We start from the raw sequence: 20172 nt of genomic DNA, 5'->3' as shown, positions 1-20172 counted from the left end.
ACGCCCGAGGGGGCGCCCCGCCGGCCGGCCGGGCGCCCCCTCAATGCGTAAGTACGTAAAGAACCTACGCGCTCTTCTCGTGCCGCTCCCCCGGCTCGTTGCCGCGCGTGCGCGGCACCAGCGTCGGGTTCACATTCGACTGGACGACGTCCGCCGTGATGACGACCCGGGCGACGTCCTTGCGCGACGGGACCTCGTACATCACCGACATCAGGACCTCCTCCATGATGGCGCGCAGACCGCGCGCGCCCGTGCCTCGGAGGATGGCCTGGTCCGCGATGGCCTCCAGGGCCGGGCGGTCGAAGTCGAGCTCGACGCCGTCGAGTTCGAAGAGGCGCTGGTACTGCTTCACCAGGGCGTTGCGCGGCTCGACGAGGATCTTGAGGAGGGCCTCGCGGTCGAGGTTGTGGACGGACGTGATGACCGGGAGACGGCCGATGAACTCCGGGATCATCCCGAACTTCACCAGGTCCTCGGGCATGACCTCCTGGAACTGGTCACTGGCCTCGATCTCGCGCTTGGAGCGGATCGTGGCGCCGAAGCCGATGCCCTTCGCGCCCGCGCGGGATTCGATGATCTTCTCCAGGCCGGAGAAGGCGCCGCCCACGATGAACAGGACGTTCGTCGTGTCGATCTGGATGAATTCCTGGTGCGGGTGCTTGCGGCCGCCCTGGGGCGGGACCGAGGCGGTCGTGCCCTCAAGGATCTTCAGCAGCGCCTGCTGGACGCCCTCGCCCGACACATCTCGTGTGATCGACGGATTTTCGCTCTTCCGGGCGACCTTGTCGATCTCGTCGATGTAGATGATGCCGGTCTCGGCCTTCTTGACGTCGTAGTCGGCGGCCTGGATCAGCTTCAGCAGGATGTTCTCGACGTCCTCGCCGACATAGCCGGCCTCCGTCAGGGCCGTGGCGTCGGCGATGGCGAAGGGGACGTTGAGCATGCGGGCCAGGGTCTGGGCGAGCAACGTCTTGCCGGAGCCGGTCGGGCCGAGCAGCAGGATGTTGGACTTGGCCAGTTCGATGCCGTCGTCGCGGCTGTGCCCGCCGTTCTCGCCGGCCTGCACTCGCTTGTAGTGGTTGTAGACGGCGACGGAGAGGGCCTTCTTGGCGGCCTCCTGGCCGACGACATAGCCCTCGAGGAACTCGTAGATCTCACGGGGCTTGGGAAGCTCCTCCCAGCGCACCTCGCTGGTCTCCGCGAGCTCTTCCTCGATGATCTCGTTGCAGAGGTCGATGCACTCGTCGCAGATGTACACACCAGGACCCGCGATGAGCTTCTTCACCTGCTTCTGGCTCTTCCCGCAGAACGAGCACTTGAGCAGATCGCCGCCGTCACCGATGCGTGCCACGAGGTGCTTCCCCTTCGCCTGGGATCCGCCTTGCTCTGCGAACCCGAGTGCTTGCCTATCGACGGTACCTTGCCGGGCCCCCCGCGCGGGCCCCCCTTGGCCCTACTCGGCCAAGGGAGCGCCCGTCGTCGGCGGCGCGGTGGTGGCTGGGACCGGTCGGACCTAGTGATGCGGTCAGACGGTCACGGACGACTTGCGCGTCGAGACGATCTGGTCGATCAGACCGTACGCGAGCGCGTCCTCAGCGGTGAGGATCTTGTCGCGCTCGATGTCGTCGCGGATCTTCTCGATGGGCTGGGTGGAGTGCTTGGCCAGCATCTCCTCCAGCTGGGTGCGCATGCGCATGATCTCCTTCGCGGCGATCTCCAGGTCGGAGAGCTGCTCGCGGCCCGTCTGGCTGGACGGCTGGTGGATCAGCACGCGGGCGTTGGGAAGCGCCATGCGCTTGCCGGGGGTACCGGCGGCGAGGAGGATCGCGGCGGCGGACGCGGCCTGGCCCATGCAGACCGTCTGGATGTCCGGCTTCACGAACTGCATCGTGTCGTAGATGGCCGTGAGGGCCGTGAACGAGCCACCCGGGCTGTTGATGTAGATCGAGATGTCGCGGTCCGGGTCCATCGACTCCAGGCACAGCAGCTGCGCCATGACGTCGTTGGCCGAGGCGTCGTCGATCTGGACGCCGAGGAAGATCACGCGCTCCTCGAAGAGCTTCGCGTACGGGTCGTACTCGCGCACGCCCTGCGAGGTGCGCTCGACGAAGCGCGGAACGACGTAACGGGCCTCGGCCTGGGGGCCGGTGTAGAGGCCGCTGGCGGACGAGATGTTCATGCGAGTGTCACTCCTGATGGCGGTCTGTGGGGTTACGGCTGGCGGACGGTCCTGCCGGGGCGGTCAGGCCCCGGTGCCGCCGCCGCCCGGAACGCCGGAGGCGTGCGTGATGATCTCGTCGATGATCCCGTACTCCTTGGCCTCGTCCGCCGTGAACCAGCGGTCGCGGTCGCCGTCACGGATGATCGCCTCGACCGTCTGACCGGTGTGCGCGGCGGTGATCTCGGCCATGCGCTTCTTGGTGCGCAGCAGCTGCTCGGCCTGGATCTTGATGTCCGAGGCGGTGCCGCCGAGGCCCGCGGAGCCCTGGTGCATGAGGATGTCGGTGTTGGGCAGCGCGAAGCGCTTGCCCGGGGTGCCGCCGGTCAGCAGGAACTGGCCCATGGAGGCCGCGAGGCCCATGCCGATGGTGACCACGTCGTTCGGGATGTACTGCATGGTGTCGTAGACCGCCATGCCCGCCGTCACCGAGCCACCGGGGCTGTTGATGTAGAGGTAGATGTCCTTGGACGGGTCAGCGGCCAGGAGGAGCATCTGCGCGGTGATCTTGTTGGCGATGTCGTCGTCGACCTGCTGGCCGAGGAAGATGATCCGCTCCCCGAGCAGCCGGTTGTAGACCTGGTCGCCGAGGCCACCACCGATGGCGATCTCACCGGCGGCGGAAGGCATCAGATTCGTCACGTATCCACCTGCTCGTCTCTGACGGCAACGGGCCGTCTCCGCGTCTTCTCTGGGGACCGGGGTGGCGTGGCCGGTACGCGCCGGCGCGCTGCCATGTCTCCCCTGCCCTCGTATCTACGGACCCTAACGCGCTGGTCGGCAGGCGCCATCCCGCATCAGGAACTGTTCGCTCTGAGCGCAGGTTCCCCCCGCGCGCACAGGCCGCGCACAAGCCGCGGAAAGGCTGCCCGGGGGTGCGCGACGGGCCCGGTCGCGCGGCCCCGCCGAATGGCGGGGACCGGCGCGTCCGGGCCCGTCGTCAAGCGCTCCTGCGAGCTCCCCCATGGACTCCGTACGGGGGCCGTACGGGTCCGTCAGGGGGAAGGCCGGGAAACCCGGCCGGGAAGGGGCGAGGCTCAGGCCTCGGTGCCCTCGGCGGCCTCGACCGTCTCGGTGGCGGCCTCGATCTCGTCCTCGTCCTCGAGGTTCACGACCTCGCCGTTGGAGTCCTTGACCGTGGCGGCCTCGACGACCGTCGCGAGGGCCTTGCCGCGGGCGACCTCACCGACGAGCATCGGGACCTGGCCCTGCTCGACGACGGCCTGCGCGAACTGGTCGGGGGCCATGCCGGAGGACTGGGCGCGGCGCATCAGGTGCTCGGTGAGCTCGTCCTGACCGACGGAGACCTTCTCCTTGTTGACGATCTCGTCGAGCACGAACTGGGTCTTGATGCCCTTCTCGGACTGCTCCTTGAGCTCGGCCTCGAACTCCTCGACCGTCTTGCCCTGCATCTCGAGGTACTTCTCGAGGTTCATGCCGATCTGGCCGAGCTGGTGGTGCTCGAGGTTGTGCTTGCGGGTGTTGACCTCGTCCGCGAGCAGCTTCTCGGGCATCGGGACCTCGACGAGCTTCAGCAGCTCCTCAAGGACCTTCTCCTGGGCCTGGGTGGCCTGGTCGAACTTCTTCATGCGCTCGAGGCGCTTGACGCTGTCGGCCTTGAGCTCGTCCAGGGTGTCGAACTCGCTCGCCATCTGGGCGAACTCGTCGTCCAGCTCGGGCAGTTCACGGGCCTTGACGGCCTTGACGGTGACCGAGATCTCGGCCTCCTTGCCCTCGGCGGAGCCGCCCTTGAGCTCGGAGGTGAAGGTGGCGGAGCCACCGGCCTCCAGGCCCGTCACGGCGTCGTCGATGCCCTCGAGGAGCTGGCCGGAGCCGATGGTGTAGTCGACGTCGGACGCGACGCCGTCCTCCAGCACCTCGCCGTCGACCTTGGCCTCCAGGTCGACGGTGACGATGTCGCCCTCGGCGGCGGCGCGCTCGACCGGGGAGGTGGTGGCGAAGCGCTCACGCAGCTGCTCGACGGACTTCTCGACGTCCTCGTCGGTGACCTCGACGGCGTCGACGGTGACCTCGATACCGGAGTAGTCCGGGATCTCCAGCGCGGGGCGGATGTCGACCTCGGCGGTGAAGGAGAGCAGCTCGCCGTCCTTCAGCTCCTTGATGTCGACCTCGGGCTGACCCAGCGGGTTCAGCTCGGCCTCGTTGACGGCCTCCGTGTAGAACTTCGGCAGCGCGTCGTTGACGGCCTCCTCCAGCACGGCGCCACGGCCGAAGCGCTGGTCGATGACACGGGCCGGGATCTTGCCCTGACGGAAGCCCTTCACCGTGACCTGCTGGTTGATCTTCTTGTACGCCGCGTCGAGGCTGGCCTTGAGCTCCTCGAAGGGCACCTCGACAGTGAGCCGAACCCGAGTCGGGTTCAGGGTCTCCACGGCGCTCTTCACGGTTCGGTCTCCTTGGGGCTGACTTCTGGGATTCTGCCGATCGGCGATGTTGCCGATCAGCGGACCGCGCCCGGTTCAGAGACACACAGACGCGCAGCTTGCATAGTAACCGCACGCACGAGGGGCCCCACAATGTGATCTTGCTGGTCGGGGTGGCCGGATTCGAACCGACGACCTTCCGCTCCCAAAGCGGACGCGCTACCAAGCTGCGCCACACCCCGTCGGTGCGACACGTAGGGTACATGCCCGCAGGGGTGCCGGCCGCCGCTTTCCCGCAGGACAGGAGGGGGACGGGGGTGCACGAGGGGGCGCGTGAGGGGCGCATCCGGGGGTGGCGTGCGGTGGACCGCCCCGACCCGCTACGATGCACACCGTGCCGCACCGCCATCAGGGTGCGTACGGCGCACGCGGGCGTAGCTCAATGGTAGAGCCCCAGTCTTCCAAACTGGCTACGCGGGTTCGATTCCCGTCGCCCGCTCCACATGACGCCTCCGGCCCCGCCGGAGGCGTTTTTGTTTCGCCCGAGCTCAGAACTTGATGCCGTTTATGGTCTGGGCGAGCGATTGAAGGAAGCGGTTGATCGAAGGCGCCATGCCCGTGGAGGCGAGAAAGAAGCCGAAGAGGATCGCCACGATCGCCGGCCCCGCCTTGATGTTCTTGCTGCGGATCATCACCACCAGGATGATCGCCAAAAGCAGCACCACGGACAGTGAAATGGCCACAACTGATCACACCTTCGGTCGGAAGCACCTCGCCGGGCCCGGGAGCCAATGCCGTCCCGCACACCCCCCACTCGACCATCGTGCCACCAACTCGCCTCCGGTTGCGATGCCGTGACGATTCATCGGGGTATTACCAGGGGTTCTCGGGGGCGGCGCAAAACCGGAACCATTCATTCGGCCCATTAGTCGGATCAACGCCGGACAGCGCGACGGCCCCGAGGCCCTCAAACACCCGTTCTCAGTCCTCCTCCTCAGCCCTCCTCCTCAGCCCTCCGCCGACCTCAGATGCCGGATGAGCGTCTCCAGCGCCGCCCAGCCCTCGTCCGACTCGCCGTCCCCCAGCGCGTAGAAGAAGCCCGGACGGGCGTCGGGCCCCAGCCGCACCGGGGCCTCCGGCAGCGGCGGACGGCCCGCGCGGTCACGGCCCGCCTCCCGTACGCCCTCCGCGCCCAGGACGAACGCGTACGGCACCGGGAGCCGCTCGAAGCGGGGCGGGGCGGTCAGGTCCCGGCGCGCCTCGCGCAGCTGGCACACCATGGTCTTCAGCCCGTACCGGGTCACCAGCTCGCCGGCCAGCGCGGGGAGCGCGTCCAGCGGCGGTTTCTCCCCGGGGCCGTAGCCGAGGGTGAGGGTGATGTCCTCCTCCACGCCGTCCGGGGTGCGCTCCACGCGCAGCGTGGCGACCGCCGGGCGGTCGGGGGTGCCGACGGCCATCGTCCAGGTGGGCTCGGGGGCCCGCCGGTAGGCCAGGTCGGTCAGCTGCCGGCGCGACCAGGTGAGGCCGGCGGGTTCCGCCGTGCCCCAGCCGGCCGGCGGGGCGCCGGTCAGCGCCTGCCAGGCGGCCTCCAGGGCGCCGCCGAGGACGAGGTCCGCCTCGGGCCGGTGCTCGGTGCGGAAGGAGACGACGAGCTGGCGCTCCTCGGTGCGGGCGGTGCGCGCGGTCTCCGTGAAGGCGTCCGCCACCGGGGTCTCGCCGTCCTCGCCCCGGTCCGGTACGAAGGCGCCGTCCTGCCAGCGCAGCACGGCGCCGGTCAGGCCGTCGTAGTAGCCGCACCGCTCGTCCTGGACCACCCAGCGCGAGGGGGTGGACTGGAGCAGCGTCCGGGTGGCGAGGGAGAGGCGGCAGTGCGGCGGGGTCACGATCTGAAGGGCCCGGTCGCTCTCCACGGTGGCCCGGAGCACCTCGGAGAGCCAGCTCGTCATGGGGACGACGGGCCGGTCCTGGAGGACGATCGCGGCCTGGTCGGTGAGCATGTCGACGGCCGGCTGCGCGGCGGCGGGCACGGGTACGGCCGTGATGCCCGAGACGTCGACGGGGCGGGCGGCCCCGGTGGTGCCGGGGGCGTCCGGCGGCCAGACGCGGCCGCCCAGCAGCATGGTCAGGCGGGCCGCGAAGGCGCCCGCGAGCCGCTCTGCCCCGGGGAGGCCCGTGGTGGCCCGGGCCTCGATCCACCAGGCGGGGCCGTCGCCCGAGGGCGCGGTGCCGGGGCCCAGCAGCCGGTCGGCCTCCCCGGGCACCTGGAGCATCAGGGGCGCCTCGATCGAGACCAGTGGCCGTCCCTCGGCGTCGCACAGCTGGATCACGGCGCCCTCGCCGGTGGTCTCGACCCGCAGGTCGGGGCCGCCGGCGAGGAGGCCCGCCAGGATGCTCGGCGCGTCGGGCATGCGCTCGGTGAGCGCGATCACGTCCTTGGTCATGCGGTGTTCCCCGTGTCTCCCGTGGTGACTGTGCTGCCGGTGGGTTCGGCGTCCTCCGCCGCCAGCGCCGTCTGGATCAGCCGCGTCGCCTCGCCGCGGCGGACGAGCGTGCCGCGGCCGGGCGGCTGCGTCCCGGCGTAGACGCCGGGGAAGAGCTGGCCCTCCTGCCGGTCGCCGGTCATGACGACGGCCGTGGTGCCGCTCTCGCGCAGGGTCATCAGGAACGGCTCGTAGAGCGCCCGCGAGGCGCCCGCCACCCGGCGGGTGACGACGAAGTGGAGGCCGATGTCCTGGGCGGAGGGGATGAACGGCAGGAAGGGGGCGAGCGGTTGCTGGCCGGCGGTGGTGAGGATGTCGTAGTCGTCGATGAGGATGACGATGCGCGGTCCCGAGTACCAGGTGCCGGACGCCATGGCGTCCTGGGCGGCGAGGTCGTCGGGCATCCGCTTCTCCAGCTCGGTGGCGATGCCGGTGGCCAGGGCGCCGCAGAGTCTGGAGTTGTGGGCGTAGCCGCCGCGGTACTCCTCGGGGATCAGCTTGCGCAGGCCCCGGCGGGGGTCGAAGACCGCGAAGACGATCTCCTCGTCGGAGTAGCGCTCCATGAGCCCCTGGGCGACCAGGCGCAGCATGTTGGTCTTCCCGCACTCGCTGTCGCCGAGGATCATCAGGTGCTGGTCGCGGGTGAACAGGTCGAGCAGGACGGGCGCGAGCGCCGTCTGGTCGAGGGCGATGGGCACCCGGTTGGGCTCGGCGGTGACGGACGGCAGGGAGGCCGCGGGGATGCGGGCGGGCAGGACGCGCACCCGCTGGGCGACGTCGCCCGACCAGGACGAGCGGATGACCATGGTGGCCTGTTCGACGGCCGGGCCCAGCTCGGAGGTGCTCGCGAGGGAGTCGATGCGGGGCAGCGCCGTCTGGGCGAAGAGCTTGCCGTCGGTCAGGACCCGGCCCTTCTCGTCCGGGCCCAGGGTCTCCGCGAGCTTGCGGTCGATGCTGGAGTCGCCGGGGTCGTTCAGGCGGAGCTCGACGCGGGTGCCGAACATCGACTGGGTGGCGATGCGGACGTCGTTCCAGCGCATCATGCCGGCGACGATGTGGATGCCGTAGCCGCCGCCGCGCTTGAGGAGGTCGGTGACGGCGTCCTCGATCTCCTCGAAGTCGTCGCGCAGGGCGCCGAACCCGTCGACGAGGAGCACGATCTCGGTGGAGGACAGCTCGGGCAGCCGGCCCTCGGCGCGCAGTTCGCGCAGCCGCTCGACGGAGTCGATGCCGTGCTCGCGGAAGACTTCCTCGCGGGCGGCGAGCATGCCGCGCACCTCTTCGACCGTACGGCTGACGCGCTCGCGGTCGGCGCGGCCGGCGATGCCGCCGACGTGGGGCAGCCCGGAGAGCGCGGCGAGGCCGCCGCCGACCAGGTCGAGCCCGTAGACACCGACCTCGCGCGGGGTGTGGGTCATCGCCAGGGACAGGGCGAGGGTGCGCAGCAGGGTCGTCTTGCCGGACTGGGGGCCGCCGATGACGGCGGCGTGGCCGCCGGCGACGGTGAGGTCGAGGATCCACTGGCCCTGCCACTGCTTGGCGGGGTCGTCGAGGAGACCGAGCGGGACGCGCAGCGGGCCGGGTCGTACGGCCAGTTGCATGCCGCGCGCGCCGGCCTGGAGGGGGCCGGCCGAGGTGTCCAGGGCGATCGCCCGGGGCAGCGGCGGCAGCCAGATGGCGCGGGTGGGGGTCGCGGCGTCGCGGAGCTGGTCGACGACGACGGACATGGTGGTGGGGCCGGGGTTGCGGTGGCGCATGGCGGGCTGTTCGCCGCCGCCCGGGGCGTCCTCGGGCTCGCCGAGGGTGTTGAAGTCCGGGTAGGGGAAGACGGCGGGGCCGTCGTCCTCGGTGGCGCGCGTCACGGGGCCGCGATAGGGGCCGGAGACGAAGCTGGCCTTGAACCGCTCGTAGGCGCTGGTGTCGACCTTCAGATAGCCGAAGCCGGGGATGGGCGGCAGGTGGAAGGCGTCGGTGGTGTCGAGGACGGTGCGGGACTCGTCGGCGGAGAAGGTGCGCAGGCCGAGCCGGTAGGAGAGGTAGGTGTCCAGGCCCTTGAGCTTGCCGCCCTCGATGCGCTGGCTGGAGAGCAGCAGGTGCACGCCGATGGAGCGGCCGATGCGGCCGATGGACAGGAACAGGTCGATGAAGTCGGGTTTGGCCGTGAGGAGTTCGCCGAACTCGTCGATGACGACGAACAGGTGCGGCAGCGGGTCGAGGTCGGGGCGGGTCTCGCGCAGGGCGGCGTAGTGGCCGATGTCGGCGATGTTGCCCGCGTCCTTGAGGACCTGCTGGCGGCGCTGGACCTCGCCGGCGAGGGAGGAGTGGACGCGCTCGACGAGACCGGCCTGGTTCTCCAGGTTGGTGATGACGCCGGCGACGTGCGGCAGGTCCGCGAACGGCGCGAAGGTGGCGCCGCCCTTGTAGTCGACGAGGACCATGGCGAGGTCCTCCGGCGGGTGGCCGGCCACCAGCGCGAGGACGAGGGTGCGCAGGAGTTCGCTCTTGCCGGAGCCGGTGGCGCCGACGCACAGGCCGTGCGGGCCCATGCCGAGCTCGGAGGACTCCTTGAGGTCGAGCAGGACGGGCTCGCGGGAGTCGCTGACGCCGATGGGCACGCGCAGGAAGGCGCGTTCGCCGCGCGGCCGCCACAGGGACCTGACGTCCAGAGCGGCCGGGTCGTCGATGCCGAGCAGCTCGCCGAAGTCGACGGGGCCGGACAGGGGCGCGTCGACGAGGGATTCGGCGGACAGCCGCAGGGGGGCGAGCAGCCGGGCGACGCCCTCCACTCCGGCGGCGGTCGCCTGGTCGGCGGTGCCCTCGGAGACGACCGGTTCGGCGGGGCGCAGGTCCTCGATGTGGACCCGGTCGCCGTCGACGGTGATGCGCAGGGACACCTGGCCGGGCTCCTGGACGCGCTCGGCGACCAGGTGGAGCACGGTGACGCCCATGTCCCGCAGGGGGACGGCGTCGTCGGGGCGCGGCAGTTCGCGGGCGTCCTCGCCGTACTCGTCGCTGACGACGAGGAGGCGGGACGCCATCTCCAGGGCGTCCCGGCCGGACAGTCCGCGCCGCACCTCGGCGGCGTAGGAGGCGCGGGCGCGCAGGTCGGCGCCCATCAGCCGGGCGAGCTGCCCGAGTCCGGGGGCAATGCGGCGGGCGGCGACGGGCCCGTCGTGCTCCTCGGTGTCGAGGGAGTGGGGCAGCCACTTGAACCAGCCCCAGTCGGCCATCCGGTCGCCGGGGCAGGCGAGCGCGAAGGCGACGTCGTCGGGAGCGTGGGTGACGGCGGCCTGGGTGAGCAGGGCACGGACGACGCGCAGGACGCCCTCGCGGTCGCCGACGACGCTGATGTCGCCGAGGCGGTCGAGGGGGACGGTCAGGGGCAGGTCGGCCGCCGTGGAGAAGCGGTTCTTCAGCGCCCCCGCCTCGTTGAGCATAAAGCGGTCCGGTGGGGTGAGGACGCTGCCGCCCTGCTGCCCGACCTTCAGGGGCCGTACGGGCATCCGTCCGGTGCCCACGCGCACCTTGAGGAAGTCGCTGTCGAGGCGGCGGCGCTCCCACAGCCGGGCCGGGTCGCGCACGATGTCGTAGAGCGCCTCGGGCGGCGGGTCCAGGACGCGGGCGGTCTCGCGGCGCTCGCGCTCCTCGGCGCCCAGCTCCTCGCGGAGCTCCTCCAGGTATTCGAGGTAGCGCTCGCGCTGCTGGCGGCGGGTGCGCTGGGCCTTGCCGCGCTGCGACAGCAGCATGCCCACCGAGCCGATCACGGTGACGACCAGCACGATCGCCCCGAGTCCGGCGAACTGGCTGTTGCGCACGACCGTCATCATGATGACGGAGCTCATCACGCCCGCGATGGGCATGAGGGTGTGGAGGGCGCCGCCGGTCTTGCCCTCGGGCAGATTGGGCGGCGGCTCGATGGTGCGTTCCTCCGGCGTCGGCAGTGGCCGGGTGGTGCGGGCGGGGCGGTGGACTATTCGCGTGGTCATCGGGAGGTTCGCCTGCTCATCGTGAGGTACGCCGGCTCAACGGGGGGTTCGCTGGCTCATCGGGAGGCTCGTCGGCTCATGGCTCGGGTGAGGACGTCGGCGGCGAGCTCGGTGACGGCCTCGCGGGTGACCTGGCCGAGCAGATCGGTGCGGATCGGGCCGCCGGCGGCGAGGTGCCGGTCGTAGGGGAGCATCAGGACTTTCACGCCGTCGAGCTGGAGGTGCTCGCTCGCCGCGGTCACGTCGAGCGTCATGTGGGGGGACGACGCGGCGACGACCACGACGGTTCCCGTCAGCATCCTCGGCCGCCCCAGCGACGCCATCCAGTCCAGCACCGCGCGGGTGCTGGTGACGCCCTCCACGGTGGCGGGGGTGACCAGCACGCGTGCCTGGGCGGCCGACAGAGCGGTGCGCGACAGTTCGCTCGGCAGGGTGTCGCAGTCGACGACGGTGATGCCGAAGTAGCGGCGCAGTGCGACCATCACCGTGCGGTAGTCCGGCAGTTCCAGCCGGCTGCCGACGCGGCCCTGGCTGCCGGGCAGCAGCCAGCCTCGGTCGGGGAGCTGGACGAGATAGCCGACGACGTCGGTGAGCTGCATCGAGGGGTCGATGATCTGGGCGAGGTCGCTGGTCGTCCAGCGCACCTTGGTGACCCCCAGCCGGGCCGGGAGCGTGCCCAGCGCGGAGTCGGCCTCCAGCATCAGGACGGGGTCCTGGCGGTAGTGCGCGTAGGTGCGGCCGAGCAGGGCGGCGACGGTGGTCTTGCCCGCGCCGCCGCGGATGCTGGTGACGACGATCTGCCGGCCCGTGGTCAGCGGCTGCTGGAGCGCCTGGGCGACGCGGGTCGCCTCCTCCACCTCGCGGGTGGCCGAGGAGCCCACCAGGCGCCGCAGCGACCGCGAGGTCCGCTTGGCGGCGGAGTCGCCGCTCAGCGGCTTGCCCTTGACCAGTTCCTCGGGGAGCGGGATCTCCATGGTGATGGGTGTGGGCAGGGGGCGGGGCGCGGCGGGCTCCGCGAGCTCCCTGAGCGGGGCCGCGGCGGCTCCGGGGCGGGCGTCCTCCACGGGCGCGTCGGCGGGTGCGTCCGCCGGCTCAGCCGCCGGGCCGTCCGCCGTCGCCCGCGGCCCGTCGGCGAGCTCGTTCAGCTCGTTCGTCAGGTTCCGCAGGTTGCGCAGGACGTCGCCCTGCCAGTCGTCCTGGGACATGCCTCTCTCCGGAACCTCTCTCCTGGAACTCAGAACTGGTGGGTCAGAACTGGTGGAGCAGGCGCGCGTACACGCCGAACACCCCGACCGCGAGCGGGAACAACGCGATGACGCCGACGGCCTCCACGAGGTCCACGGCGCGGCGCAGCCGCACGCCGACGTGCTCCGGCAGCCGGACCGCCAGGACGGCGAGCGGCACGACGGCCACCACGCACAGGGCCGCCAGCGGGCCGTAGGGGGTGCCGGGCACGCGGTCGATCCACAGCGTCACGAGCCGGACCAGCAGGACGAGGGCGGCGGTCAGCAGCGCGACGACCTCGGCGACGAGGGGGAAGGCGCGCGAGCGGGAGAGCAGCACGACCATCAGCACGGAGGCGAGCAGGACCGTCCACCACGAGGGCGCGGTGACGGCCAGCAGACCGCCGGCCGCGGCGGAGGCGGCGACGGTGACCGTGGCCAGGACCAGTCCCCGGTGGGTCGCCGCGAGGGCCGTCTCGACCTCGTGCCGGCTGACGGAGGCGCCGCCGGAGCGGCGGTCGTCGAGCCCGGTGAGACCGGCGGCCATCAGCGCGAGCCGGGGCAGCAGGCCGAGGGCGACGACGGAGACGACTGCCATGACGGCGCCCAGGCGCGCCGGGTCGTGCTGGGCGGCCGCGACGGCCTCCCACACACCGGCGGTGACGACGACGGCACCGGCGCCGATCAGACCGCCCCTGCCGAGGCGGGAGCACAGGCCGAGCAGCGCGAACGTCGCCGCGAGCGCGGCGGCCACGGCGGCGAGCCGGGCGGGGCCGGACCAGGAGTGGGCGTCGGCGGCGGTCCACGCGGCGAGCGTGGCGAGGGCGCCGCCGGTCAGCATGAGCGTCGTGCCGAGACCGCGGCCGGCGTCGTCACCGGAGCTGTGAGCGCCCTGGGCATCCCGGGTGTCCCGGACGCCTCGGGCGCCTCGGGCGCCGATCCGGGAAGCGACGGCGCCGAGGGCCGCGACGAGCGCGGCGGCCACGGCGAGGCCGCCGGCCACGGAGGCCGGTCCGAGGCTGGCACGGGCGAGCACACCGGCGGTCACGGCCAGGGCGATCGTCGCCAGGCTCGCGGTCCACCGCCGCGCCTCGGGACGCCAGCGCCAGGCGCGTACGTCCAGGTTCTCGGCGAGCTCGTCGGTGACGTCGTGCACGACGGGCGCGGAAGGCGCGTCGTGGACGCGCACCAGCCGCAGTTGCGCACCGTCGGGAACACCGGCGTCGGCGAGGGTGCCGTCCTGCGGCAGAACCGTTCCTTCAGCAGTGATCAGATGCCGGGCGGCCGGACGCTCACCGACCGTGTCGCCCAGCAGTCGCAGAACGTCGGGCAGCAGCCGCCCGATGGGCTCGTCCGCGGGGAGCACCAGATCCACCCGCCGACGGTCACCGACCAGGGTGACCCTGCTCAATTCCGTACGCTGTTTCGCCCCCGTATTCACCACGCGGCAGAACCTATCACTGGGCCGACTCCGTCACTTTGTGCGTTCCTTTCGGGGTTTTCGCCGACTTCGTATGCGAAGGGGAAGGCGGCGAGTCGGAGTCGGGGTTGGAGTTGAGGTCGGAGGGCGTGGGCGACAACGCCGGAGACGGAGTCACCTGCGGCGCGTACCGCTGCTCCTGCTGTTTCTGCTGTTCTTTCTGCTTGGCCAGGGTGTGCTGGATGAACGACCACCCGACGCACCCCGCGCACAGCACCGCCGCTACGGCGATCCCGGCGAATACCTTGCCCAGCTTCTCGTCTGCCGTCCGGCGGGCCCGCTGAGCGCCGAAGAGCAGGGCATCACGCATACGCCGGCGTCGTACCGACACCGACTCCAGCAGTTGACTGTCGTAATCCTTCGCCATCATTCCCCGCTCTGCCGCGCCCTGCGATCCGCTGTGCCCTCGGGTCTACTACGAGCCCCGGGCGATCTGAAAGGCCATGAACAGCAGCCAGAGCACCGGGAAGAGCAGCCCCCAGATGACGGGCCGCTTGCGCAGCGGCAGGCCGGGATCCAGCTGAGGGCCGGGCTGACCGGGGACCGGGGGCTCGAGTTTGTTCAGCTTGGCCCTGACGAATACGTTCCAAAGGAGAGTGAACGGGGTGATGATGACCAGCGAGAGCGGACTCCACCATCCCTGGAGCAGCGTTTTCCCGGTCATCTCGCGCAGTACGGCCGTGCCGCAATTGCGGCAGAACGGGCCGTTCAGGCTCAGGAACCGCATCATGATCAAAATGCCCTGATGCCCGCGGACGGTCACATCGGCGGCGGGGAAACCACCGCAGAGCCGGCAGTAGGCCTGGGCCGGGTGCCCCTGGAATCCCTGCTGCGCCTGCTGCGGCTGCTGCGGCTGAAAGCCGGGCTGACCCCAGCCGGGCTGCGGCTGAGCGGGCTGCTGTCCCCAGCCGGGCTGTTGCGCCGGAAAAGGCTGTTGCTGCGGCGGAGTCGCCACGAAATCCCCCGAATCGTTCACTGCACTCTCAAGTGGTGCGGCCATGACACGCACCAGCCGCCATGCCTATCAACTTCTTCCGAGAAAACGCAAAGCAGCACCGGACATTACGCGGATATCGCGCGCGACCCGCCCAGCGCCTCACGGACCTGGCGTCCCACGTCCTCGTCGCCGACCCTCAGCAGAAACTCCCCGAACCGCCGGGCCTCCGGCCCCTGGGCGCGATGGACGATGGGGACGGCGTGGACGAGCGCGCGAGGGAAGGAATCGGCGGCGAGCACGCTCATCGCCAGCTCCACACCCAAGGGGCCGTCGACGGCGGACACCCCGCTCGCCAGGTCGACCAGCTGAGTGACCAGATCGAAGCGGCGCTTCTCCCCGGCCGCCAGGAACCGTACGCTCCGGCCGACGACATCCTTGATGTCACCCAGCAGCATCTGGAGGGTGGCGCTGTCGAACAGCTCGCCCAGCTTGTCCTCGAAGTACTGGCTGTCGGCGAGCCGCACGAGCGCGCGACAGGTTTCCTGTCGCAACGCCTCGCTGCCCTTGTCCTCGGTCAGGTGACGGCTGTCGGCCACCGCGTCCGCCAGCTGCGCGAACGTGCTGTCCACCGAGAACTTCCGGTCGATCGAGAAGTCGTACCAGGGCGTAGCCCCGGGATCGGCCGCGGCACGGATCACGGCCTCGTAACCGGCCGGCTCTGCCCACGTCGTCAGCGCCAGGCAGGCCAGGAACCGCTCGATCTCGGGCGCGGCCGGGTCGTCCATCAGCGCGACGAGGCCGGGGACGCGCTCTCTGTGGCGGGGGTCGTCGAAGGCCTCGTCGATCACGTCGTCGAAGCCCTCGACGGGCCGCCCGTCGAAATCCGTACCGAGGAGGGTGCGTATGCGGGTCACTAGGAAGGCTGGTGGACCCGGACGCCGAGGGCATCCAGCAGCGCCGTACAGGAGCGGCACGGCAGGGTGGGCTGCCCGTGCTCCGGGTGGTTGTGAGGACGGATCTTCCGGGAGAGCATGACCGAACCCTCGAAGTACGGGCGGGCCTCGGCCAGGCCGGTGACCTGTCCGTCGGTGCGCCGGTCGTCCAGACCCCAGAACTGGTCCGAGATCAGGGCCGACTCGGCACACGTGCCGAGGAAGGGCTCCCGCAGGTCATCCGGAAGCGCGTCGAAGAACGCCTGAACCGTGGGGTGCAGCCGGGGCGTGCCTTCGCCGAAGAGGCTGGTCTGGCTGACGATCGTGTTCTGGATGAGCAGAGACGAGGCAACTGCCGGGTAAGAGTTAGACATAGTAGTCCTCGGCGTCCTCGAGATTGCCGCGTCGCGCCCGCTGGAACGCTTCGTATTCGTTGTTCCCCAGGAAGTAATTCCCGGTGTGGTGCAGATAGAAGAAACGACCCGAGTCGTCCACCAGCCAGATGCCGCGCTCATAGGTCTCGTAAGCGACCGGGAACACCGGCCGACCGATATTCTCGGCCAGCTCGGCGAACTGAGCGGCATCTCCTTGGAAGGTGACCGTGGGATACATCTGGAGAATCATCGGAGGGGACGAGTCCGGGTAGGGGAATTCGAGTTCCCCATAGGACCGGATGATGCGGGCGGCAGCTTCCACCGGGGCAAGGTCATGCCCCTGCTCAGCTGCCTGTCGCACACGCAGGGCGATGAGCTCGTCCGTGCGCCCACCGATGTCGCGGCCCGCGAACCAACCGTTCTCCGTCAGCCACCGCTCGATCTCAGGCGTATGGGAATTCAAGGTCATGGAAAATCTCCTTGGATATCTAACGCCTACGAGTGGGGGTGGATGCCGAGTTGCGGAAGGACGAGCCTACAGGTCTCGCACGGCGGGAAGTAGGAACCGTGCGGCTCCGTCACACCGGTGTGCGGGTTGAACTGGTCCCCAATGGTTTCGGTGTAGACGACCGAGCCCTCCATGGCCTCCTTGAGCTCCTCGACAGTCGTGATCTTCTTCCCCGTGGGGTCCAATATCGACAGCCGGTCGTTGATGAGGGCTATTTCCGAGCACTTACCGTGGCCGCGCCCCATCTTCCCGACGCCCGCGTCGGCGTCGGCCTTGATCTTGTCGAGGATCGACTGGAGCACCTTGTGGGTCTTGGGCATCTTCTGCCCACCGAACTTGGTGGTGCTCGTGTGGCTGGTGATGATGTTGTCCTTCAGCAGGCTGCCCGCACAACCGGATGCGAGTTTGTGCTGCCCGTCCGGGACAGGCGGCTCCTTGCCCGTGGTGACGGCGTTCGGATCCTTCAGCGCGTCATCCGCCAGGTGTCGCGTCTCATCGGTCAGCACGGTGAGCTGCTGCTCCGGCGTCAGATGATCCACGGACAGGGCGGGCCGCCGGTAGTGCTTCATCTTGCCGGCGCTGTCACCGTGCCAATTCGGCTGGGGATCGAGGGGCACACCGTGCGGACCGTTCCCACCGGAACCACCGGAGTTGTGGGGAGGCGGTGTACCGCCGCCGTCGCTCCCGTCACCCGAGCCCGCGTGCTCCGAGTCACCGTCCGCGTCGTGACCGTGCCCGTCCGCGTCGTGACCGTGCCCTTCACCCTCATGACCGTGCTCGGAGGGCGCGTCGTGGTCACCGTGACCATGGGCCGCGTCATCCCCGTGGTGCGGGGCGTTCTCGTGGCCGTGAGCCGACGAGCCGCCCGTACCCGGCGTGTCGTGGCCGCCGCCGGAGGGGGCGTGCGAGCCCGAACCGTCGCCCGACGGCCCGTGCGAACCAGTGCCGCCGCCACCGCTCGGCGTGTGCGAGCCACCGCTGGACGGACCGTGAGAGCCCGATCCGCCACCCGTCGGGTGGTCCGCCGCGTGACCTCCCGTGTGGGGCGTGGTGTTCGCGCCGCCGGTGCCGCCGCCCGTCGGGTGGGCGCCGTCGCCGGAGTGCATGTTGGCCGGCTGGGTGGAGGTGGGGTGCGAGGAGGTCGGGTGACCGCCCGCGTTCTCCACGTGGCTGGGGCCGCCCGCGCCTTCGAGGACCTTCGCCGGCTCCTTCGCGGGAACGGCCTGGTGCTCGTTCGCGTGATCGTGCGAGATGTTGGGCAGGTCCGACTTGTGCGGCTCCTTGACCGGCTTCGTGTCGGGCGCGATGTTGCCGTGCTCGTCCCGGATGGTGCCGTCGCCGTGGACGACTCGGTGGTTGCCCTTGCTGTCGGTGTAGGGGAGGCCGCCGTCCTGCTTGGGGCCGCCCGGGTGCGAGGGCGTGCCGTCGGGGTGCGGCGCCGAATCACCACCGGAAGCGTGCACGGGGCCGCTCGGCGTGCCGTCGGGGTGCGGCGCCGAAGCACCACCGGAGGCATGCGTGGGACCGCTCGGGTGCGACGGCGTGCCGCTGGGGTGCGCCGAGGCGGCGCTGGAGGACGCCGGGGTGCCCTCAGGCGTGGGGTGGCCGGGCCCGGCGGGCACGGGCTGCCTCGCCGACGGCTCGACCGGGTGGGCCCCCGTCCCCGTGGGCAGGTTCTTGCCCAGGTCGTCGACGCCCGCACGGCCGGCCTTCAGGCCCTCCATGAAGTCGCCGACCTTGATCTTGGTGATGTTCGTCGCCTTGCCGAGGTACGTCATCGGGTCGACGAGCGCGCCCGCCTTGCCCAGTGCACCCGCGACCTTCGCGCCCGCGCCCAGCTTGCCCGCCTGGCCCATCTCGCCGGCCTTGCCGAGCTTGAGCAGACTGCCGGAGCCGATGGTGACGCCGTTGAACAGCACCGTCCCGAACGCGCGCGCCGGGTCCTTGCCCCATTCGTCCCAGGCGACCAGCGACTTGCCGAAGTTGCGCAGGGCCGCCTTCTGCTTGTCGGTGTCGCTGTGGTCGACCGGGCCGAACATCTTGTCCATGGCCCAGTCGTACGGCGTCATGAGGTACGCGCTGACACCACCGAAGACGTCGCCGATGCCCGACCACGTCTTCTTGAAGTTGTCCCAGTCGAATACGTTGACCATGCTGCCGAGGCCCTTGATGGTGCCCCAGACGCCGTCGACGAAGAAGCCCTTCAGCGCGCCGCCGACGTTGTCCTTCGTCCACTCCCACGCGGCCCGCCAGCCGGTGTACTCACGCTTGTCGACCGTGCCCCAGGGCGTTTCCTTCGCGTCCTTGACGTCGCTTTCCTTGAAGCCGTACATGCCGGCCTGGTGCGAGCCGTCGTCGACGACGAACTTCGTGCCGCCCACGAGCGCGGTGATCTTGCTGGCCGCGTCGCGCTCGACCCCCTGGAACGCCACCCAGGTCGTGCCGACCTCGCTGACCATCCGTGCGTTCTGGTCGACCTTCTTCTGGTCTTTCTGCCAGTCCTTGTCGTCCTTGTTCGCGGCGACGAAGTCCTGGGCTTCCTTGCGCAGCCGGTCCATCTTGTCGACCAGCGGCTTCGCGGCCGTCGCGAAGCCCTGGAGCGCGCCGCCGACGGACTCCAGCTTCTTCGCGAAGTCGTCGGCCTTGTCCCGGACCGGGATGGTCGAGTTGAGCAGCTCGTTCTGCTCGGGAGCGTCGTAGACCGGGTCCAGCGCCTGGAAGGCGTTGTGCACGTCCTTGCCGGTGGTCCGGATGTTGCCGGCCGTCGTCTTCAGCGACGTCGCCTGCGTTTCCAGGTTCTCCAGATTGCCCGTGAAGGTGGGTATCTTGCCGGGGTCGATCACGGCTTGGCGCCCTTCTCGGCGGCCGCCTTGAACTCCTCCGGAGTCGGCGCCTGCGCGGCCAGGTGCTGCTTGTTCTGGGCCATCGTCAGGTCACCCTGGAGATAGGCCTCCGTGGCCTCCCGCGCGCCCTTGATGGACTTGCCCGTCCGGACGGGCAGGAACTTCAGGTCGTTCTCCGTGTTCTGCTGGAACTCCTGCAGCGCCTGGGCGACGGGACCGAAGGCGCCCCCTTCGGGCGCCTTGGTCCCGCCAAGGATCATCGTGCCCGCCGCCGTCGCGGAAGCGACCAGGCCGTCGCTGTAGGCCGTGAACTCTTCCCCGAACTTGCCGGCGACCTCGCCGGTGTTATTCAGCACCGTACGGACACCGTCCGGCTGAATATCCCAACTTGTCACGACTTCTCCCCCCGTTCTACCCAACGCTGCTTGTTCTCGCCCGGCGTCAGCCGATGGCGTCAGCCGATGGCGTCAGCCGATGGCGTCAGCCGATGGCGTCGACGGCGGCCTTCGCCTTGGACAGCGTGGACTGCGCCGTGCCGTCGTTCTTCTCCATCGTGGAGCGCAGCAGGTGGATGATCTGGCGGACCTCGGTGGCCGCCTGGTTCCAGCGCTGCTCCTTGCCGTGGTACTGATCCGAGACGCCGTCGGCCTGGAATTCGGCCATCGCCGCCTTCACCGCACCGTCACGCTCGCTCAGCACCGTCTCCAGCCGGGAGATGATGCCCGCGAGCGATCCCTGCACCTCGCTCGACGCACCCGTGTCGTAACTACGACGGTCCGCACCCGCACCAGCCATGACCAATACCCC

16 protein-coding genes, 2 tRNA genes and 1 pseudogene are annotated in these 20172 nt (G+C 70.3%); 1 reads left to right on the top strand and 18 read right to left on the bottom strand.

Annotation, left to right across the window (positions count from 1 at the left end; genetic code table 11):
- Positions 1-64: 64 nt before the first annotated feature.
- The 5 genes from clpX to AB0E98_RS24755 all read right to left on the bottom strand — a co-directional run bounded on the left by clpX (position 65) and on the right by AB0E98_RS24755 (position 4844).
- Positions 65-1351 (bottom strand): ATP-dependent Clp protease ATP-binding subunit ClpX, encoded by a 1287-nt coding sequence (gene clpX, locus AB0E98_RS24775; protein WP_361706337.1) that lies wholly within the window; start codon positions 1349-1351, stop codon positions 65-67.
- Between the two features lie 174 nt (positions 1352-1525).
- A complete protein-coding gene (locus AB0E98_RS24770) occupies positions 1526-2179 on the bottom strand; it encodes an ATP-dependent Clp protease proteolytic subunit (protein ID WP_311616263.1) in 654 nt (217 codons plus the stop codon).
- Between the two features lie 63 nt (positions 2180-2242).
- Positions 2243-2848: an ATP-dependent Clp protease proteolytic subunit gene (locus AB0E98_RS24765; protein WP_311616284.1), complete on the bottom strand. Its 606-nt coding sequence runs from the start codon at positions 2846-2848 to the stop codon at positions 2243-2245.
- A 407-nt stretch (positions 2849-3255) separates the two neighbouring features.
- Positions 3256-4623, bottom strand: coding sequence for a trigger factor (tig, locus tag AB0E98_RS24760; RefSeq protein WP_361706335.1), 1368 nt, complete (start codon positions 4621-4623; stop codon positions 3256-3258).
- 144 nt (positions 4624-4767) lie between these two features.
- Positions 4768-4844: transfer RNA gene (locus tag AB0E98_RS24755), tRNA-Pro, on the bottom strand.
- Positions 4845-5030: 186 nt separating this feature from the next.
- Between AB0E98_RS24755 and AB0E98_RS24750 the strand changes: the two genes are divergently transcribed.
- Positions 5031-5104 (top strand) — tRNA-Gly (locus AB0E98_RS24750).
- Between the two features lie 46 nt (positions 5105-5150).
- Here AB0E98_RS24750 and AB0E98_RS24745 read toward each other — a convergent pair.
- The 13 genes and pseudogenes from AB0E98_RS24745 to AB0E98_RS24685 all read right to left on the bottom strand — a co-directional run bounded on the left by AB0E98_RS24745 (position 5151) and on the right by AB0E98_RS24685 (position 20160).
- The gene (locus AB0E98_RS24745) at positions 5151-5345 is read right to left on the bottom strand and encodes a hypothetical protein (protein WP_311616260.1); all 195 of its coding nucleotides are present in this window, start codon (positions 5343-5345) and stop codon (positions 5151-5153) included.
- Between the two features lie 264 nt (positions 5346-5609).
- Positions 5610-7043, bottom strand: coding sequence for a DUF6177 family protein (locus AB0E98_RS24740; RefSeq protein ID WP_361706332.1), 1434 nt, complete (start codon positions 7041-7043; stop codon positions 5610-5612).
- Complete coding sequence (eccCa, locus tag AB0E98_RS24735; RefSeq protein ID WP_361706329.1) at positions 7040-11068, bottom strand: type VII secretion protein EccCa; 4029 nt, start codon at positions 11066-11068, stop codon at positions 7040-7042. Before eccCa ends, AB0E98_RS24740 begins: the two co-directional genes overlap by 4 nt.
- Positions 11069-11124: 56 nt before the next feature.
- Positions 11125-12273, bottom strand: a complete 1149-nt coding sequence (locus AB0E98_RS24730) for a hypothetical protein (protein ID WP_361706327.1) — start codon at positions 12271-12273, stop codon at positions 11125-11127.
- A 43-nt stretch (positions 12274-12316) separates the two neighbouring features.
- Positions 12317-13735 (bottom strand): EsaB/YukD family protein, encoded by a 1419-nt coding sequence (locus tag AB0E98_RS24725; protein WP_361706325.1) that lies wholly within the window; start codon positions 13733-13735, stop codon positions 12317-12319.
- Positions 13736-13901: 166 nt separating this feature from the next.
- Positions 13902-14138 (bottom strand): annotated as a pseudogene (locus AB0E98_RS24720) (hypothetical protein); the annotation flags it as partial.
- A 48-nt stretch (positions 14139-14186) separates the two neighbouring features.
- Positions 14187-14771, bottom strand: a complete 585-nt coding sequence (locus AB0E98_RS24715; RefSeq protein ID WP_361706323.1) for a hypothetical protein — start codon at positions 14769-14771, stop codon at positions 14187-14189.
- Between the two features lie 62 nt (positions 14772-14833).
- Entirely contained in the window at positions 14834-15622 is a 789-nt protein-coding gene (locus AB0E98_RS24710; RefSeq protein WP_361706321.1) for a hypothetical protein, read from the bottom strand.
- The gene (locus AB0E98_RS24705; protein ID WP_361706320.1) at positions 15622-16014 is read right to left on the bottom strand and encodes a YwqJ-related putative deaminase; all 393 of its coding nucleotides are present in this window, start codon (positions 16012-16014) and stop codon (positions 15622-15624) included. Before AB0E98_RS24705 ends, AB0E98_RS24710 begins: the two co-directional genes overlap by 1 nt.
- Complete coding sequence (locus AB0E98_RS24700) at positions 16007-16483, bottom strand: SUKH-3 domain-containing protein (RefSeq protein WP_361706319.1); 477 nt, start codon at positions 16481-16483, stop codon at positions 16007-16009. Before AB0E98_RS24700 ends, AB0E98_RS24705 begins: the two co-directional genes overlap by 8 nt.
- 26 nt (positions 16484-16509) lie before the next feature.
- Positions 16510-19365 (bottom strand): YwqJ-related putative deaminase, encoded by a 2856-nt coding sequence (locus tag AB0E98_RS24695; protein ID WP_361706317.1) that lies wholly within the window; start codon positions 19363-19365, stop codon positions 16510-16512.
- Complete coding sequence (locus AB0E98_RS24690; RefSeq protein WP_361706315.1) at positions 19362-19760, bottom strand: DUF6507 family protein; 399 nt, start codon at positions 19758-19760, stop codon at positions 19362-19364. Before AB0E98_RS24690 ends, AB0E98_RS24695 begins: the two co-directional genes overlap by 4 nt.
- Before the next feature lie 85 nt (positions 19761-19845).
- Positions 19846-20160 (bottom strand): pore-forming ESAT-6 family protein, encoded by a 315-nt coding sequence (locus AB0E98_RS24685; RefSeq protein ID WP_361706313.1) that lies wholly within the window; start codon positions 20158-20160, stop codon positions 19846-19848.
- Positions 20161-20172: the final 12 nt, after the last annotated feature.

This window comes from Streptomyces sp. NPDC037389, from assembly GCF_040636475.1.
GTDB classification, from domain to species: Bacteria; Actinomycetota; Actinomycetes; order Streptomycetales; family Streptomycetaceae; genus Streptomyces; species Streptomyces hesseae.
The sequence above is the reverse complement of the archived record's forward strand: the minus strand, read 5'-3'. Positions and strand labels throughout refer to the sequence as shown.

Coding starts and splice junctions, on each gene's coding strand:
- AB0E98_RS24765 (WP_311616284.1), bottom strand. CDS start 2,848: ATGCCTTCCGCCGCCGGTGAGATCGCCATCGGTGGTGGCCTCGGCGAC.
- AB0E98_RS24770 (WP_311616263.1), bottom strand. CDS start 2,179: ATGAACATCTCGTCCGCCAGCGGCCTCTACACCGGCCCCCAGGCCGAG.
- AB0E98_RS24705 (WP_361706320.1), bottom strand. CDS start 16,014: ATGTCTAACTCTTACCCGGCAGTTGCCTCGTCTCTGCTCATCCAGAAC.
- AB0E98_RS24730 (WP_361706327.1), bottom strand. CDS start 12,273: ATGTCCCAGGACGACTGGCAGGGCGACGTCCTGCGCAACCTGCGGAAC.
- AB0E98_RS24740 (WP_361706332.1), bottom strand. CDS start 7,043: ATGACCAAGGACGTGATCGCGCTCACCGAGCGCATGCCCGACGCGCCG.
- eccCa (WP_361706329.1), bottom strand. CDS start 11,068: ATGACCACGCGAATAGTCCACCGCCCCGCCCGCACCACCCGGCCACTG.
- AB0E98_RS24715 (WP_361706323.1), bottom strand. CDS start 14,771: ATGGCCGCACCACTTGAGAGTGCAGTGAACGATTCGGGGGATTTCGTG.
- AB0E98_RS24700 (WP_361706319.1), bottom strand. CDS start 16,483: ATGACCTTGAATTCCCATACGCCTGAGATCGAGCGGTGGCTGACGGAG.
- AB0E98_RS24685 (WP_361706313.1), bottom strand. CDS start 20,160: ATGGCTGGTGCGGGTGCGGACCGTCGTAGTTACGACACGGGTGCGTCG.